Annotated in this window: 15 protein-coding genes; 2 read left to right on the plus strand and 13 right to left on the minus strand. The window is 59.8% G+C overall.

Features of this window, described 5'->3' with window-relative positions; genetic code table 11:
• Nucleotides 1–8: 8 nt before the first annotated feature.
• From ACYJRZ_RS30045 to ACYJRZ_RS30105, 13 genes are all read right to left on the minus strand, one after another.
• Nucleotides 9–2,525, minus strand: coding sequence for an ATP-binding cassette domain-containing protein (locus ACYJRZ_RS30045; RefSeq protein WP_459464935.1), 2,517 nt, complete (start codon nucleotides 2,523–2,525; stop codon nucleotides 9–11).
• A gap of 70 nt (nucleotides 2,526–2,595) precedes the next feature.
• A complete protein-coding gene (locus tag ACYJRZ_RS30050; protein ID WP_459464937.1) occupies nucleotides 2,596–3,498 on the minus strand; it encodes a substrate-binding domain-containing protein in 903 nt (300 codons plus the stop codon).
• Entirely contained in the window at nucleotides 3,495–4,685 is a 1,191-nt protein-coding gene (locus ACYJRZ_RS30055) for an ABC transporter permease (RefSeq protein WP_459464939.1), read from the minus strand. Before ACYJRZ_RS30055 ends, ACYJRZ_RS30050 begins: the two co-directional genes overlap by 4 nt.
• A 342-nt stretch (nucleotides 4,686–5,027) precedes the next feature.
• Nucleotides 5,028–5,312, minus strand: coding sequence for a YciI family protein (locus ACYJRZ_RS30060; RefSeq protein ID WP_459464941.1), 285 nt, complete (start codon nucleotides 5,310–5,312; stop codon nucleotides 5,028–5,030).
• 179 nt (nucleotides 5,313–5,491) lie between these two features.
• On the minus strand, nucleotides 5,492–6,556 hold the full coding sequence (locus ACYJRZ_RS30065) for a maleylacetate reductase (protein ID WP_459464943.1): 1,065 nt from the start codon (nucleotides 6,554–6,556) through the stop codon (nucleotides 5,492–5,494).
• Nucleotides 6,557–6,565: 9 nt separating this feature from the next.
• On the minus strand, nucleotides 6,566–7,447 hold the full coding sequence (locus tag ACYJRZ_RS30070) for an intradiol ring-cleavage dioxygenase (RefSeq protein ID WP_459464945.1): 882 nt from the start codon (nucleotides 7,445–7,447) through the stop codon (nucleotides 6,566–6,568).
• Nucleotides 7,448–7,461: 14 nt separating this feature from the next.
• Complete coding sequence (locus ACYJRZ_RS30075) at nucleotides 7,462–8,520, minus strand: SDR family oxidoreductase (protein WP_459464947.1); 1,059 nt, start codon at nucleotides 8,518–8,520, stop codon at nucleotides 7,462–7,464.
• Nucleotides 8,521–8,524: 4 nt separating this feature from the next.
• The gene (locus ACYJRZ_RS30080; RefSeq protein WP_459464949.1) at nucleotides 8,525–9,508 is read right to left on the minus strand and encodes a zinc-dependent alcohol dehydrogenase; all 984 of its coding nucleotides are present in this window, start codon (nucleotides 9,506–9,508) and stop codon (nucleotides 8,525–8,527) included.
• Between the two features lie 10 nt (nucleotides 9,509–9,518).
• On the minus strand, nucleotides 9,519–10,532 hold the full coding sequence (locus ACYJRZ_RS30085) for a Gfo/Idh/MocA family protein (RefSeq protein WP_459464951.1): 1,014 nt from the start codon (nucleotides 10,530–10,532) through the stop codon (nucleotides 9,519–9,521).
• A complete protein-coding gene (locus tag ACYJRZ_RS30090) occupies nucleotides 10,529–10,813 on the minus strand; it encodes a YciI family protein (protein ID WP_112343044.1) in 285 nt (94 codons plus the stop codon). Before ACYJRZ_RS30090 ends, ACYJRZ_RS30085 begins: the two co-directional genes overlap by 4 nt.
• An 18-nt stretch (nucleotides 10,814–10,831) precedes the next feature.
• Nucleotides 10,832–11,599 carry an SDR family NAD(P)-dependent oxidoreductase gene (locus tag ACYJRZ_RS30095; RefSeq protein WP_459464954.1) on the minus strand — a complete coding sequence of 256 codons (768 nt, stop codon included), beginning with the start codon at nucleotides 11,597–11,599 and terminating at the stop codon, nucleotides 10,832–10,834.
• A gap of 2 nt (nucleotides 11,600–11,601) precedes the next feature.
• A complete protein-coding gene (locus ACYJRZ_RS30100) occupies nucleotides 11,602–12,681 on the minus strand; it encodes a zinc-binding dehydrogenase (protein ID WP_459464956.1) in 1,080 nt (359 codons plus the stop codon).
• A gap of 50 nt (nucleotides 12,682–12,731) precedes the next feature.
• On the minus strand, nucleotides 12,732–13,532 hold the full coding sequence (locus tag ACYJRZ_RS30105) for a glucose 1-dehydrogenase (protein ID WP_459464958.1): 801 nt from the start codon (nucleotides 13,530–13,532) through the stop codon (nucleotides 12,732–12,734).
• Between the two features lie 346 nt (nucleotides 13,533–13,878).
• On the opposite strand from ACYJRZ_RS30105, the gene ACYJRZ_RS30110 reads away from it, so the two are divergent.
• Both ACYJRZ_RS30110 and ACYJRZ_RS30115 read left to right on the plus strand, forming a co-directional pair.
• Nucleotides 13,879–14,805, plus strand: coding sequence for an NAD(P)-dependent oxidoreductase (locus ACYJRZ_RS30110; RefSeq protein ID WP_459464960.1), 927 nt, complete (start codon nucleotides 13,879–13,881; stop codon nucleotides 14,803–14,805).
• A 69-nt stretch (nucleotides 14,806–14,874) separates the two neighbouring features.
• Nucleotides 14,875–16,596 (plus strand): extracellular solute-binding protein, encoded by a 1,722-nt coding sequence (locus tag ACYJRZ_RS30115; RefSeq protein ID WP_459464962.1) that lies wholly within the window; start codon nucleotides 14,875–14,877, stop codon nucleotides 16,594–16,596.
• Nucleotides 16,597–16,616: the final 20 nt, after the last annotated feature.

Consider the following 16,616-nt stretch of genomic DNA (forward strand, 5'->3'; position numbering starts at 1 on the left):
TATATTTTTCAATGGCCCGTAGCGCGGCGTCCTCGAACTGCCGCGTAAATGAGTGCTGCAATGACGATCAGGATGCCCTGAAAGAAATACTGGTAGGTCTGTGACAGGCTCAGGAAGGTCACGGCGCTCAGAACTTCGGTCAGCAGGATGGCGCCGAGAACGGTTCCGATGAGCGTCCCGCGCCCGCCTGTCAGACTGGTTCCGCCGAGGACCACCGCAGTGATACTGGAAAGCGTGTAAGTGATGCCTTGGCGAGGATCACCCACGCCAATCTGGGCCATCAGCATGATCGAGCCGAGGCAAGTCAATACCGAGCATGCCACGTATCCGGAAATGAATGTAAGATCGACGCGAATGCCCATGCGGCGGGCCGAATCCTCGTTCGATCCGACGGCGCGCAGGCGCCACCCCGATCTTGATCTGCGCAGAACATACTCGCCCGCAAGCGTCACCAGCAAAAGCACAAGGAATGCGATCGGGAACGGACCCCATTGCCAGTTGATCCAGTCAGTAATCGCATAGCTGATGTACCCGTCCGGATTTTCACGCAAAAGGAAACTGCAGCCCTGTATGGCGATATACATGGCCAGTGTCGCGGCGATCGGCGTGAAATTAGCAAAACGTATCAGCAAACCGTTTACAGCGCCCACCGTGATCGCTCCGGCCAGCATCAGAAAGAACCCGAGTGCCATCATGGAAGCCGACATATCGTCGGTCACAAAGAACGACGCGACAACCACCAGGAAGCCGGCCAGCGGCCCGACCGAAAGATCGATACCACCCATCAGCAGGGCGATCGTCTGCCCGAGAGCGATAAACCCGAGCGCCGTTGCCAGCAGGAATATGTTGTAGATGTTGGAGGCCGACAGGAAGTTTTCGTTCTGCCCGTTGACATAAAGCCCGAGGACGATCGCGACGAGCGCCAGCGGAATGACCGGCGCGTTATCCGATTGTAGCAAATGCTTCAACCCTTTGACAGGGCCGGAAGCTTTGGCTGCGCCAGGCCGAACATCATGCGTTTCAGCATTGACGGCCGCGGCGACGATCTTCTCCTCGGTGACATCCTCTCCTTCGAGCGTTGCGACCACGTGCCCGCGCGACATGACGATGACCTTGTCGCAGAGCCCTTGGAGCTCAACAGCATCGGAGGAATTAACGACGACGGGTGTGCCCGCCTCAGATAGATCCCGCAGAATACGGTAGATCTCGAAGCGGGCGCCAACATCGACCCCTTGCGTCGGCTCGTCAGCGACAACCAAGCCCGGATCCGAAAGCATCGCCCGCGACATCACGATCTTCTGTTGGTTGCCACCCGAAAGCGACAAAATCGGTGCTTCCATGCTAGGTGCCTTGACGGCGAGTTCGGAGAAGATCGCGCTGACTTTATCGAATTCGCGTTTCCGACTCATGATCCCTGCGGTTGCAAATTTCTCAAGCGCCGAGAAGGTGGCGTTCTCCCGGACGGTGAGGCCTTTCGCCACGCCTTCCCGAAGCCGGTCGGATGGCATGAAGGCAGCCTCTTCGAGAAGCTCCGCACGGCCGAGATTGCGTCCGCGCAAGTTGATCGATCCGCGTGAGATATCCAACCCCGCTACGGCTCGCATCAGCGCGGCTTGGCCGTTGCCGGCAACGCCCGCCACGCCAATGATCTGCCCTCGCGGCACCTGGAATGTGACATCGTCGACGCCTTCACAGCTGAGACCGGTGACCGAAAGCCCGATTTCTCCGCTTTCGTCCGGCGCCTTCGGCGGAAAGGCCGCCGCAAGCGTACGCCCGACGATCATACCGACAAGCTCGGCGTCGGTGATCTCCCCGACCAGGTTACTACCGCGAATTTTTCCGTCGCGCAGCACGGTCACCCGCTGTGCAATCTGCCTGAGTTCGGCAAGGCGGTGGGTGATGTAGACGACGGCCGTTCCCTCTGCCGCTGCCTGCCGCACAAGATCGAACAGCAGTTCACTGGCCTCCTGGTCGAGGGAGGCGGTGGGCTCGTCCAGGATCAGCAACCGCGGCTTGACGGCAAATGCCTTACCGATCTCCAGCAGATGTTTCTCGGCAACCGTCATTTCCCCGGCTCGCATATGCAGCGGAAGATCGAGGCTGACCGTTTGAAGCATCTGCTGCAGGGCATCGGGCGATCGCCGCCCTGACGCGCCCGAGGCGGTGAGCGCCACGAGAAGATTTTCCTCGATCGAAAGATCGTCGAGAATTGCAGGGTGTTGGAAACAGATGCCGATCCCGAGCGAGGCAGCGACTTCCGGGGTCATCTGCTTGACGGGAACACCGTCGAAGGTGATCTCACCCTCGCTCGGCTGCAGCGTGCCCGAGATGATGTTCATCAGGGTTGATTTGCCGGCGCCGTTTTCGCCAAGGATGGCATGCACATCACCAGGCCGGAATTCGACGCTCACGTCGCGCAGCGCCGGAATGCCGGCGAAATACTTCGAGATGCCATCGAGCCGGATGGTGACGTCGTTTTCGGCCGACAAGAAGGGTGCATTTGAATGGATGTCTGCTGCGGCCATGGCCTGAAATCCGACTGAGGTTGCATCTGCCCGGGTGCAAGGCCAGGGCAGATCGTTGAAGGAACTGCGACTACTTCGTAACGGCCTTGGCCTGATCCTCGGGCGGCAGCGCGGACGAAAGATAGATCGCGCCAGGCAGATCCTTGCGGCACTTCACAGCATTGGCGCCGCCGGCGACAGAATCTTCGAATGCTGGCGCCTTGAATGTTGTATCGGCCGGCGGCTTGCCGTCGGTTGCCAATGCAACGGCCCACTGAACGGCAAGACGAACGTTGTCATTGCCGGTCGCCACGGTGAAGAGCTTGAAATCAGGGTTGCTGGCCTTGTTCTCTTCATAGAAGCAACCGAGTGAATTGCCGTCGGAGGTCGCAAGCGCCGGGATCGATTTGCCCTGCTTGCTGAAGAGCGGCAGCGCGCCGACCATCGACGGACCGAAGTCGGAGATGATCACGTCGATCTTCGGGTTCTTGGCAATTTCCGCGGTCAACACCTTTTGTGTCAGGGCAGGATCCCAGTTGGTGACGGCGAAGGGCGCCTGATTGACGAAGACGTACTCGGCGCCCAACACCTTCTTGAGGCCCTTGAGCTCGTCGAGACCTTGACTGTTACCTGCAGGGCCGCTGAGGAATAGCAGATTTCCACCCTTGGGCAGGATCGACTTGATCCATTTGCCCCAGGTCTCGCCATCGTTCTCGAACGACGCTCCAACGAACTTGGAATAGTTTTGCCCATCCTTGCCGCCAACGGCCACACGATAGGGAACCACAACCTTGCCGGACTTGTAAACACTGGTCAGCGCCGGCAGGACCGCCGGTCCTGCATCGCCGAAGACGACCAACGCGTCGATGCCCTTCGCGGCCATGCTCTTGATATCGGAGATCGACTTCTGGGTATCGCCCTGACCGTCCGCATATTCGTACTTGGTTATGCTTGGACACAGCTCGACGGTCTGCTTACCGGAAGCGGTCGTCACCTGACGCCAACTGTTGCCACCGTAGCCGTCGAGCAGCGCCAGCGTCGCCTTCTTGGGCCCGCACCAAGATGGGGTTTCCGCCCTGGCAATATCGGCGCTGGCGAAAACCGCCACCCCGAAAACGGCGGCAAGCGCCCATTGCTTCGCCATTGGATAATATCTCTTTGTTTCTCCTCCACTTTTTTTACCCCAGTCGTCGATCTTAAATTTACCGTCCATCGGAACGAGTAAACACCGATGCCAAAACCCAAGGCGAGGGCCTGGATAATGGTCTGAGCCGAAAACGGCACACCGACTGTGAGTGCGAATTGGCTCAGTTGGTTCAGGAAAAAGGCCGCTATGACCGTCGAGATCGGGAAGCCTCTGCCGCCGAGCAAAGATGTGCCGCCAAGGACAACGACGGCTACGGACGGCAGCAGCAGGCTGTCGCCCTGGAAGGCGGTCGGCTCTCGCGTAATGCCGGCGATCAGCGTGCCGGCCAGACAGTAGAGCACTTGCGCCCACACATAGGCCATCATCTGGTGAGCGCGCACCCGCAGGCCGGCCGCCTGGCATGCCAGCGGATTGGCGCCGATCGCTTCGAACCTGCGGCCTGCGACCGTCTTCTTGAGCGTGAACGAGACGACTACCATGGCGACAACCGCGAAGCCGACGGAGTTTGGGAGCCCGAACATCTGGCCTCCGGCGATCGTGGCCAGCAGGTTCGTCGTGATGGACGGAACGCCACCGGATACGGCAAATACGGCGCCGTAAAGCAGCGCGTTAGTTCCGATCGTAGCGATGATCGCATTTAGCCGGAAAAGGCTGACAAGAATGCCGTTCAGCAGGCCGGCAACGAGCGCAATGCCCAACGAGATCAGCACGGCCTGATAAAGCAACGCGTCGTCTTGCTGCGGGTAGTGCGTGGCCATAACCACAGCAAGAGACACGGCCCCTGGGAGGGAAAGATCGAAGCCACCCTGCTGCACCACAAGCAACTGCCCAAGACCGACGATCGCGATAATCGCGGCGAAAGGCAGGCTCCCAGAGAGGGCGCCGGATGACAGACTGGACGGCGCGAAAACACCGCAAAGCACAAGAAGAAGCAAAGTCGAGAGCATGACTGTCAGGAAACTTCGCGCCAGCGGTATCGCCATGAAAGGCTCCTTGATCCGCTGGTTAGAAGCGATGGAGGTGATGTTCGTCATCGAAGCTTCTTTCCGCATTGTTCACGTCAGAACTCCCCGTTCCGCGACGGCCGGCACCGCGGGTAGAAAGTCAACAAAGATGAATTTCGGCGTAGCGCTAGAGCTCGCGCCCCTTGATCGTCCGGACGACCCGTAGCGAGGAGTGGCTCAAATTTTTGTCGGCGAGGGAGTGCGGATGTGGTCTCGGACGCAAAGCCTCATACTCGGCATAATAACCGCTGCAGGCGCATCCAGCCTGCGCGAGCCAGTCTCGGACCTTGTCCCAATTGATAAATCGTACCGCTCTCATTTTCTCTCCTCCTTCGAAAACTGACCGGGCATCGAAATTCACTCGCCGCCGCGTCAGGCGTTGCCGCCTATCGTCGGGCGCCACTCGTAAATACTGACGGTCGAATAGACACCATGGCGCACGAACGGATCTTCTGAACTGAACCGGCGCATATCGTCTAGCGAGGCAACCTCGGCAATGACGACACCGCCGCTTCCCTTCCCGGCGCCGTCCAGAATCGGACCTGATTGAACCACGTGGATGCCTCCTGAGCGAAGATGACGTTTGTGATCTTCGAGATGACGTTCGCGCGCATCCGCCTTGTCTGGGTTGGATATTGCAACACGAACTGCCAGCATTGTCTCAGACTCCTCACCAAACTCTCTATTCGCTCCTCCCGAGCGACCGGCGACTTGTAAATGTCGCGACTATGATGGTACGCGGACCGAGAACAAAGGAAACAGAGGATTTATCCATTTTGGACCTCCGCTATTCCACCCTTCCACGCTCCCGTCGGGCGGCGCCAGGGTAGCTCAGATCACGCTCCCAAGGGTGCCTCTCCGTGGAATGCACGATCAAGCAATGCGATCAACGCGGGCTTCTCAAGCTCGCGTGGATTCCAGTAAGCACTGGCCAGTGCCTGTTCGACAGCGCTCTCGACACTGCCATCGGGCATTCCGAGACCCTTCAGCGACATCGTCGCACCAAGTCGCTTCGCAAGATCAAAAAGACCTGCAGCCGGATCATCAACGGCCATGGCCCGCGACAAATGTTTCATGGCCGCTGGCGCGGCCGACGCGTTGTAGGCGATAGCATGCGGAAGAACCGCGGTGTGCAACGGGGCATGGGGCAGATTGAACATTCCGCCCAGCGTATGGCAAAGCTTGTGATGCAGCGCCATGCCGACCGAGCCAAGGCAGACGCCGCAGAGCCATGCCCCATAGAGCGCATCTGAGCGCGCGCTGCGGCTACCAGGATCGGCGTGAATAAGCGGCAGCGAACGAGTGACCGCCGATATTCCCTGTTCGGCCATCAACGAAATGATCGGGTTCGCTTCCCTGGCATAGAGTGCTTCCACGGCGTGCGCGACAGCGTTTATGCCGCTGGTCACCGATAGCGCGACCGGCAGGGTCAGGGTCAGATCCACGTCATATATGACGACTTCGGGAAGAATGCGCGGATCGGACTTGGTGACCTTGCGACCACCTTCAGTTTCGCCCAGGATCGGCGTTGCTTCCGATCCCGCATAGGTCGTCGGCACGACGATCTGAGGCAGGTCGGTGCGGAATGCGATCGCTTTTCCAAGTCCGGTGGTTGAGCCGCCTCCGACCGAAAGCACGGCATCGGCCGAGCAATCCTCGATCAACCGCATAGCATCGGCAGTCACTTCCACGGGAGTGTGCATCTGCGCTTTCGAATAGGTTGCGACGACGCGCGAGCCCAGATGTCCGGCAATGTTGGCAGCCTGCCCGGCCTGCTCGGGCGTCGAGAGCACGAGAATTCGCTTTGCCTTCAGCCGGTCTGCCTCCTCAGAGAGGCGGGCAATCGTGCCGCTGCCAAAGACCACGCGACCGGGATTTCCAGTATAGACGAAATCTTCCAATGGTGGCTCCTAACGCCTCTCATCTGGTCTTGCCAGAACGAAATCGTAATCGGATCGCCAGAGCGTTTCACCGCCTTCGACCCGCGTGAACGGCGCGACAAGGGTCTTCTTGACGCCGAATACTGTGTCCGACTCCAGATAGGGATCACCGCCGACGAAGGTGTGCGTCACTAACTTCTGGAAGCCCTCTGCACGCACCATGTAATGCATATGCGCCGGGCGATACGGATGGCGGCCGAGGCTTGCCAGCATCTTTCCGACCGGCCCATCGTCGGGAATGGGATAGGACACCGGCTTGATGCCGATGAAGCTGTAGCGTCCGTCTTCAGCAGTCACGAACACGCCGCGATTGTTCCATTTCGGCTGGATATCGGGCTGCTGAACGTCGTAGTAGCCCTCAGCATTGTCGGACCAGACATCGATCCTCGCCCCGGCGACGGGATTGCCGTCGAGGTCGAGCACGCGCCCGATGAAGAGACAGCTCTCGCCCTTACCATCCAGGCAGATCCGATCGCCCATCTGGCGAACGGGGCAACCCTCGACATGGAAAGGACCGAAGACGGTATTTTCGGTCGCGCCATGCGGCCGCCTGTTGTTAACGGCGTCGACCAGCATGGAAAGACCGAGTGTATCCGAGAGCAAAATGAATTCCTGACGCTCCTGCGTACAGATTTGCCCGGTGCGCGTCAGGAAATCGATGCCGAATTCCCATTCCTCCTGCGTGAGCTCGGTCTCGCGCGCGAAATTATGGAGATGCTTCACGAGAGATGCCATGATCTCGGCAAGTCGCGGATTGATATGCTTGGCCATACGGGCGTTGACGGTCTCGATCGAGTTTTCTTCGGTAAAATATCCGGCCCGCGTAGCCGGTGTGGTGAGGTCGGCACCCATGCGATCCTCCTTAATCAAGGTATGATGCGATCCGCGCGCAGGCGGTCGAAAGCGTCGGTGAAGGACTGGGTCGTGTCCTGGTAATCCAGAAAGCCGAGTTTGCGGCTGCGACCCATGTCATTGAAGGTTTCCACCTGGCGCCCCAGGTCTGCGTCCGAATGCCAGAAGGACGCGACGCGCGTCAGCGCGTTGGGTTGCAGGCCATATTTCCTCACCATCCCATTCCAGATCTCGCCCGCCCCTGCCATTTGGATTTCCAGCGGATCTGGCGCACCTGAATAGGGTGCCGCCTCAATGCCGAAATAGGCAGCGATCCGAGGCCAGAGCCATTTCCACCGGAAAACCTCGCCGTTGACGACATTGAAGGCGAGATTGGCGGCATCCTCCGTCGTTGCGGCCCATCGAAGATGACGGGCAAGCAGGCGCGCATCGGTGACATCGGTCGCCGCCTGCCATTGCTGCGGCGATCCCGGGAATATGAAGGGTCTATCCGTCTCCTTGCAGATCGATGCGTAGACAGCGAGCGTTGCCGCCATATTCATCGCGTTTCCGACGGCATAGCCGATTAGCGTATGCGGTCGGTGGATGGACCACGTAAACCCATCGCGGGCGGCGGCGGCGAAAACCTCGTCTTCCTGGACGTAGTAGAAGTTGTCGCCCGGCAGACGGTCCTGCTCTTCGCGAAACGGTGTTTCCGGTTGCTTCTTCGCGTAGGTTTCGAACGGACCGAGATAGTGCTTGGTCCCGGTCGTCAGCGCGACATGTTTGACGCTCCCGCCTTGCAATCCGTCGAGCACATTGCGCACGATCGCTCCGTTCACCTTGCAGTTTTCCGCTTCCGTTTCCCGGCGCGACCAGGCTGTAATGAAGACGTGGGTCGGCCGCAAGCCAAGCAGCGCGCCGCGGACCGAATCCGGATCGACGAGATCGCATCGAAGCGTTTGCACGCCGGCAACAGGGCTGACGGATCGGGACAAGCCCGACACGCTCCAGTCATCGGAGGCCAGCAGGAGTTCAGCGAGATTGCTTCCGGTAATGCCGGTCGCGCCGACAATCAGGGCATGCTTGCTCATGTGTTCAACCGTTCAACAGGGTGATCTTGATACTCTTCGTAGGGTCCTGACCGAACGAGAAGGCCTGGACTGCCTCCGTCAGGGCAAAGTCATGCGTCTGGATCGGCGACAGATCGATGCCCGTGCGTTCCAGGAAGCGAATGGCGGCAGGCCAGACGCCCGGCGAGCCAATACAGCCGCGAACGGTTAGGTTCTTCATCTGAATCTGGCCGATCGTGACCGGCACCTTGCGGCCGATATTGATGCCCACCATCGACATGCGACCTTCCTCACGGGCGTAGTCGAAGGCCGCAGCAAGCGACGCGTCGTGGCCAGAAGCCTCGATGACAAGATCGGCGCCATGGCCACCCGTCAGCTCGCGAATCCTATCGGCGGCACCACCGTCGGTCGGATCGATCGCCTCGTCGGCGCCAAGGCGCGTTGCCACCTCACGGCGCGAGGCCAGCGGATCGACAACGATGACCCGGGCACCCATGCCGATCGCCGCCGCGGCCGAGACGAGGCCGATCGTGCCGCCGCCCGAGACGACGACGGTCTCGCTGGCATTGGTGCCGCCGGAACGCAGCACCGCATAGAAGCCGCAGGTAAAAGGCTCGATCAGCGCCGCCTTCTTGTCATCCACCGCATCGGGTAGTCTGTGCAGCCATTCCGGATTGACGGCAAAGAATTCGCGGTCGGCGCCGCTCATGGAGAAGCCGAAATGGTGCAGCCGCTCCGGCGTCCTCACCACACATTCGCCCACAACGCGGTCCCCCTTCTTGAAGCCCTTGACGTTGCGTCCGACCTCGACGATCTCGCCGCTCCATTCGTGACCTGGGGTCACGGGATAGGAAATCGGGATGATGTAGCGCCCGGCCAGAAGCTCATAGTCGGAGTGACAGATGCCGACGGCCTTGGTGTGAACCAGCACTTCGTGCGGCGAAAGGTCGGGCATGCTTACATCGGCGATAAAAGGCTTTTCGGGTGCCTCGAAAACCAGAGCTTTCACGTCGTTCTCCCTAGACCTCGACCAGCGCGCCGCTCTTCGACGAGCGCACGATGGCTTCGAGCAATGCAATATTGTTGATCATGTCCTCGCCGGTGATCGGATAATCCGCCTCGCCGCGAACAGCCTTAGCAAAAGCCCTGAGATTGTCGCGGACCGGCTCGGCCGGCGACACCTCACGCACAGTGATCGGCTTATTCTTCCAACCCTCGGTGATGATCCAGCCGTCGGGTGCTTCGACATGCGCCTTGTCGCGCACTTCGATCCAGCCGTCCGTACCGAAGATGGCGAAACGCGAGATGAAGGGTGTGGCAAGTGTCGCCGAGATATAAGCTGAACCACCATCGGCAAAGCGGATATGGGCGCTCATCGTATCGCCCTGCGGAATATTCGAAGCGAGGTTTTCGCAAACGACGCGGACGTCCTTTGCGGGGCCCATCAGCTTGACGGCAAGGTCGGTCAGATGGATGCCAGTTGCGGTCATGCCGCCGGCAGGTGCCTGATCAGCCTTCAGCCGCCAGTTCGACGCGTCGAGACCGAGGAACTTGTCGTGGCTGAAATTCGCCTCGATCTGTAGTAGCCGACCGAGCTTTCCCGATTTGGCCGCCTCTAGGATCTCGGAGATCGGCGGCTCGAAACGACGCTCATGGCCCATGCCAAGAACGAGCCCCGCCTTGTGGCAAAGCGCAACGGAGGTTTCGGCACCAGCTCGGGTCAGATCGAGAGGCTTTTCGCAAAAGACATGCTTGCCAGCGGCAACGACACGGGCGATCTGCTCCCGATGCAGCGAATGCGGTGTCGCGAGCACGACCGCTTCGATGGTCGGATCGGCCAGAGCCTCATCCATGTCGGGCGAATATTGCAGACCCATCTGGGCAGCGAAGGCGGCCGCGTCAGGGCTGGGATCGACCGCGCGCGCGAAATGCATCTGCGCGCCGCCGTCATGGATCAGGCTCGCCATCTTGCGACCCCACCAGCCGAGGCCAACGAGCGCCGCCACAACCGGGTTTTTCTCGATCACGGTCATCGATTGTCGACCCGCTTGCTGAAGGGATGGATGTTGACAGACTTCCAGACGCCGGCTTTGGTAAAGGGATCGGCCTTATTGAAGGCGACGATCTCTTCCTTGGTGTCGGCTTCGAAGACGAAGAGAGAACCGATCATGGTTTCGTTATCATCGGCGAGCAGAGGGCCGGAAATTACGGTCTTGGTCTTGCCGGCCGAAAGATAGGCCTTGTGGGCATCGTAATTGGCAAGCCGCTTTTCGACGGCGCCTTCATGATCGAGGCAATGAACTGCATAGAACATGGATAATTCCTTTCGAATTCAAGCGATAGAGTAGCCGCCATCGACCATCAGCAGCTGGCCAGTGATGCCGCTCGCCGCATCGGAGAGCAGGAAGGCCACGGTTGCAGCAATCTCCTCGGGTTTGATCAGACGGTTGACCGGCGTGTCATCAAGCCACTTCTGCATGACGGCAGGCTGCGTGCGGCCAACTTCGGCCAACATCACGGTATCGGTGTATCCTGGGCCGACCGAGTTGACACGCACGCCTGAGCGCGCCCATTCAGCCGCCAGAACCCGGCACATGTGAGCGACGCCAGCCTTCGAAACATCGTAGCCGACATGTAGCTCCGGCCGCACGGCTTTGACGCCGGCAATCGACGCCGTCATCACCACCGAACCACGTCCGGCCGACACCATCGAGCGCGCGAAAGCCTGTACTGTCCAGAAGACGCCGTCGAGATTGACGGACATGACGGTGCGCCAGTCCCCCTCGCTATGCTCTAGCGCTGGGCGTTCATACGACATGCCGGCATTGGCGAAGATACCGTCGAGAGCGCCGAAACGCTCACCGACCTTCGCCGCCACAGCCTCAACTGAGTTCTTGTCAGCAACGTTGAACGTGACGGCCTCGGCCTTTCCTCCCGCCGCGCGAACGGCATCACGCGTGTTTTCGACCGCAGCATCGCGATCGGCGGCCACGATGTTTGCGCCGAGCGAGGCGAGATAAAGGGAAGTCGCGCTGCCGATACCGCCGGCGGCACCGGTGATCAAAAAAGTCCGACCGCTGAGATCCATCGGGTTTTTCATGATCAGGCCTTCATATTGACGAGGATTTTCATGTGGGTGGCCTTAGGGTCGAGCAGCGCCTCGAAGCCCTTTTCGACCACGTCTTCGGGCGCGATCTCGGCCGTGACGACCTTTTCGACCGGGAAAATGCCAGCGCCGATCATCGAGGCGATGCGGGGCCAGATCGTCACCGGGTAGCACCAGGTGGCCTCGACCGTAATGTCCTTCAGCGCCCAGAGCATCGCATCTATCGCTGCCGGCTTCACATGCAGGCCGACCTGCACGACCGTGCCGCGGCGGCGCACGGCCTTGACGCAGAGGTTCAGCGACGCTTCGGCGCCGACGCATTCGAGCGCGACATCGACACCGACGCCTTCTTCGGTCCGGTCACGGAACAGCTTCTCTGTATCCGTTTCGCGCGGATCGAAGACGATCGCCTCGGGCACCAGCTGTTGTGCGAGCGCCCGACGGTTCGGATTGAGCTCGGAGACGAAGATCTTAGTCGCGCCGGCGGCCCTGGCCGCGAGCAGAACCAGCGCGCCGATCGGCCCGACACCTGACACGAGCACACTGCTGCCGCTCGTCACACCACCGCGATCGACACCATAAACAGCTACGGCCGCCGGCTCGATCATCGCGGCTTGAACGTCCGAGACCGTATCCGGCACCGGAATGGCGTTGTAGCCGTTGACGACGGCGCGCTCGCCCATACCACCCCAATCCCAGGAAAGTCCGACGACAGCCATGTTCTCGCTAAGATGGAAGAGGCCGCGACGACCGTAATAATCATCGCGCGGCGAAATCAGCGGCTGGATGGAAACGCGCGAGCCCGGCGAGACATGCGTGACGTTCTTGCCCACCTCCAGGACACGCGCCGAAAACTCGTGGCCCAGGATCTGCGGAAGGATAGCACCGGAATAGGAGTTGGTGGTTGCCGGCGTGACGATAGGTCCCGCGATATATTCGTGAATGTCCGTGCCGCAGATGCCGCAGACCAAGGGCTCGATCAGCACCATGTCGTCGCCGAGCGGACCACTGGGTGCCGGCACATCTTCGACTCGGATGTCTTTCTTCGAGTAGTAGCGTACAGCCTTCATTTCCATGCCTTTCGTGATTCCAGTTGGTGGCCTGTCGCGGGCCAATCATATTCGTTTCAGATGAGGACCATGCCGCCGTCGACCATCACCGTCTGTCCGGTGACGTAGTCCGATGCATCGGAAGCGAGGAATGTCGTCACGCCCGTGATGTCTTTGGGAAGCGAGACGCGCCCGAGCAGGATGGATTGGGAGAACTCGTTGAGCGCCTGTTCCGGCTTCTCGGTCAGCCCATGCTCGATGAATTCACGGTCGAGTTGCTCCCAAAGCTCCGTCTTGACAACGCCGGGGCCAAAGCAGTTCACAGTGATTCCATGCTCAGCCAATGCGCGAGCCGCAGCCTGAGTAATGGCGACGACGGCAAATTTCGACGCACAGTAATGCGCAAAGAGCGGATAGCCCTGCTTGCCGGCGATCGACGCGGTATTGATGATCTTTCCGCCGTCGCCCTGGGCGATCATCTGCTTGGCTGCTTCCTGCGTCCCGATCAGCACACCCCGACCGTTGATCGCCATGATGCGGTCGAAGTCCTCGTCGGTGACTTCAAGGAACGGGCAGGTCTGGCTGATGCCGGCATTGTTGAACATCACATCAAGCCGGCCGAAATGTGAGACGGTGGTTTCGATCAACGCCCGAACGTCCTTACGGCTCGATACTTCCACCCCGACGGCAATGGCGCTGCCGCCCTGCGAAGAAATCTTTGAGGCGGTCTTCTGCGCAGCCTCCGCGTTCAGATCGGCGATGACGATATGGGCGCCCTTGTCGGCAAGATCCGAAGCTATGCCGGCGCCGATACCCCGTGCTGAGCCGGTTACGATAACCACCTTGCCGGCAACGGCTGCAACCACGCTCGATCCCATTCCATGCTCCTCCAACATGCCGGCAAACCGGCAACAAGATACCGTCCGTGGCAGCGCTGAGCTTCCGCGTTTTCTTTTTTTCTGACGGCTTATTCCTCCCAAGGAACCGCCGTGCGATCCGGGATTGAAGCTACGGGTGAATACGGGCTTCGACAAATCTTTAATTATCCGAAACGGATATTTTCAATACAGCAAACGATCTGCCTGCGGCGTTAGTATTTCCGTAGGAGGAGAGTGCATGCACCGAGCGGTCCGACGGCCCGATTGGCTTGTTCGAGCTCCTTCGTGAAATGACGGCATCGGATATTTCTGGATCGCACCTGCCTCCAGGGAAGAAAGGTTATGCATGAGCGACACGTTGAGAGTGGGTTGGGCGGGCATCGGAAAGATGGGGGCCCCCATGAGCAGGCGCGTTCTGGAGCGCGGATATCCCCTGTCCGTCTATGAACCGCTGCCGGAAAACCGCGCGTCGGTCGTCGCTCAGGGCGCGAACGTTGCGCACAGCCTCGAGGACCTCGTCGAGGCTTCGGACGTGATCATACTCACAATTCCGAACGATGCCATTTTGCGCCAGCTGACGCTCGGGCCATCGGCACTCGTCGACCTCCTTAAGCCCGGTCAAGTACTGGTGGAGATGAGCACCGTCTCGCCCGAACTCTCGGCCGAAGTCGCCGAGGCGCTCGTCCGCAAGAGGGTCGCCTATCTTCGCGCGCCTGTTTCAGGCAGCACCGTCACGGCATCGTCAGGAATGTTGTCGGTGATGATTTCGGGACCCGAAGCTGATTACCGCAAGGTCGAGCCGGTTCTTGCAAGCTTTGCGGCGAAGCAGTTCTATCTCGGCGAGGGTGAAGAGGCCCGTTATCTGAAACTCGTCCTGAACGCTCTGGTCGGTGCGACCGCAGCCCTGCTTGGAGAGGCCCTGACGCTCGGGCTCAAGGGAAATCTCTCAGTCGAGACGATGCTGAATGTCATTTGTGAAAGCGCCGTCGCCTCGCCGCTGATCGCCTACAAGCGGGACCTGCTGGTGAAACGGAATTTCGATCCGGCATTTTCGGTTTCGCAAATGATGAAGGACTTCGATCTCATTCTCGGCGCTGCGAAGGCTGACCACGTACCGATGTATCTCGCCTCTATGATCCGCCAGCAATATGAGGCCGCCTTCGCGGATGGTCTCGCCGAAAAGGACTTCTTCGTTCTCTTCGAACAATACGAGCGCCTTGCCGGTTTGAAGCGAGATCAATCCGGATCATCGCACGTACTCAAGGCCATATAGGCAGACTGGTGAAAGGACGACTTGCCAGCTAGTGTGTTCGTCGGAAACGCGACGGTTTGGGAGGCCGACGTGAACGAATATGAGATGTTACGCGTCATCGATTTCATCGAGAAGACGCGCCGGCCCTTTCGAGAGGTTGTGGCGGAGGCCGACGATGATGCCATCTGGCTTATCGTCACCTTCCTGATCAAATCGCATATTCTCAGCCAGACGGTTTCGATTTCGACCCTTGGGCAGGAATCCGGCCTGCCTTACGCGACGTCGATGCGGCTGATCAACAGGCTGATCGACAGCGGTTACATCGCCAAGGTTGCGAAGGGTTCTTCGGGCAAGAGCTTTGCGCTGCAGCCCAGCGAGCAGCTTCTCCGCTCCTTCGAAGTCTACGCGCGAAAGACGAAATCCCTTCTGGCGCAGACCCTTGGCTTGCGTGCGGGCGAAGAGGAAGACGAGTATTATTTCGGCGGGACCCCTCTGGGGTCGCAGATCATTCCGCCAATGCGTCTCGTCCAGAAGCGTGTTGAATCGCAGATCGAACTGCGCTTCCTGCTGAACGACGACAATTACTTCTCGGCCATGCGCAACATGTGGGCCGACTTTCGCAATAACCTCGCCTCGCGCAAGAATTTCGATCTGCTGCCGCTTCCCGAGCTCTATCGCCGGGCGCGTGAGAATGGCGCCAAGCCCCGCTCCGATTACGACGTTATCGCGATCAACATGCCCTGGCTTGGCGAGTTCGCAGAAAGCGGCGTCATCCGGCCGATTGACCAATATGTCCAGAAGACCGGCATCAATCCGCTCGACTTCCACCCGTCGATCTGGTCGGCCGCGACCTGGGAAGGCAAAGACTACGGCGTCCCGGGCTATTGCACGGTCGAGTTCCTGGCTGCCCGCAAGGACCTATTTGCCGACGCAGGCCTGTCCTTCCCCAAGACCTTTGACGACGTCATCAGTGCCGGACGCAAATTTCATGCACCTGATGACGGGATGTACGGCGCCGTCTGGGATGGCGCACGTGGCATGCCGATCGCGTCGAGCTTCCTGTTCTTCATGGGCGCCTGCGGCCATCCCGCCATTTCGCTTCGCAAGACGCGTTCTGGTTTCACTCTCGATGGAACCAATCTCGAGGAACTGAGCTGCACCATCCTGTCCGATGCCGGCTTTGCGGCACTCGATTACATGCGCCGGCTGGTGGAGATATCACCGCCGACGATCCTCGAGATGGCGTGGGACCAGACACTCGAAGTGTTTTTGAAAGGCAAGGCAAGCCTTGGTTACTTCTGGACCATGCGCGCGGCTCGCTTCGAATATGACGTCCAGTCAGTGGTCAAGCGCCGGGTCGAGTATCTGCCGCAGCCGTTCGGACCTGGAGGCACCCGCGCCTCTCCGATCGGCGGCTTTCTCTTCTGCATCCCGACCAATCTGCCCGAAGAGCGCGTCGAACTGGCCGCCGACGCGATCGCTTGGATGGCGTCGCGGGAAGCTATGAAGGCGCATGTGAAGAACGGCTTCCCGGTCGCGCCGCGCTTTTCTGTCAGCGCCGATCCGGAAGCGGCTGCGAGCTCACCGATCGTGCGCTTCGTCGACCAATTGGCAAAGAAGAACCTTCTTCATACCTGGCAGCGCCCCAATATTCCGCAATACACGACGATCGAGAAGGTTCTGGGCGCAGAGATCCATGACGCCCTGCTCGGCAACAAACCGACAAGACTTGCTCTCGAGGACGCGTCGGCCCAGATCGAAGCCAGCCTCAAATCCACGCACATAGACTGGGTCAGGCGAAGCGCGGTCTAGCGCAACGCAAAGGGGCGGTT

Source organism: Rhizobium sp. No.120 (assembly GCF_054558365.1).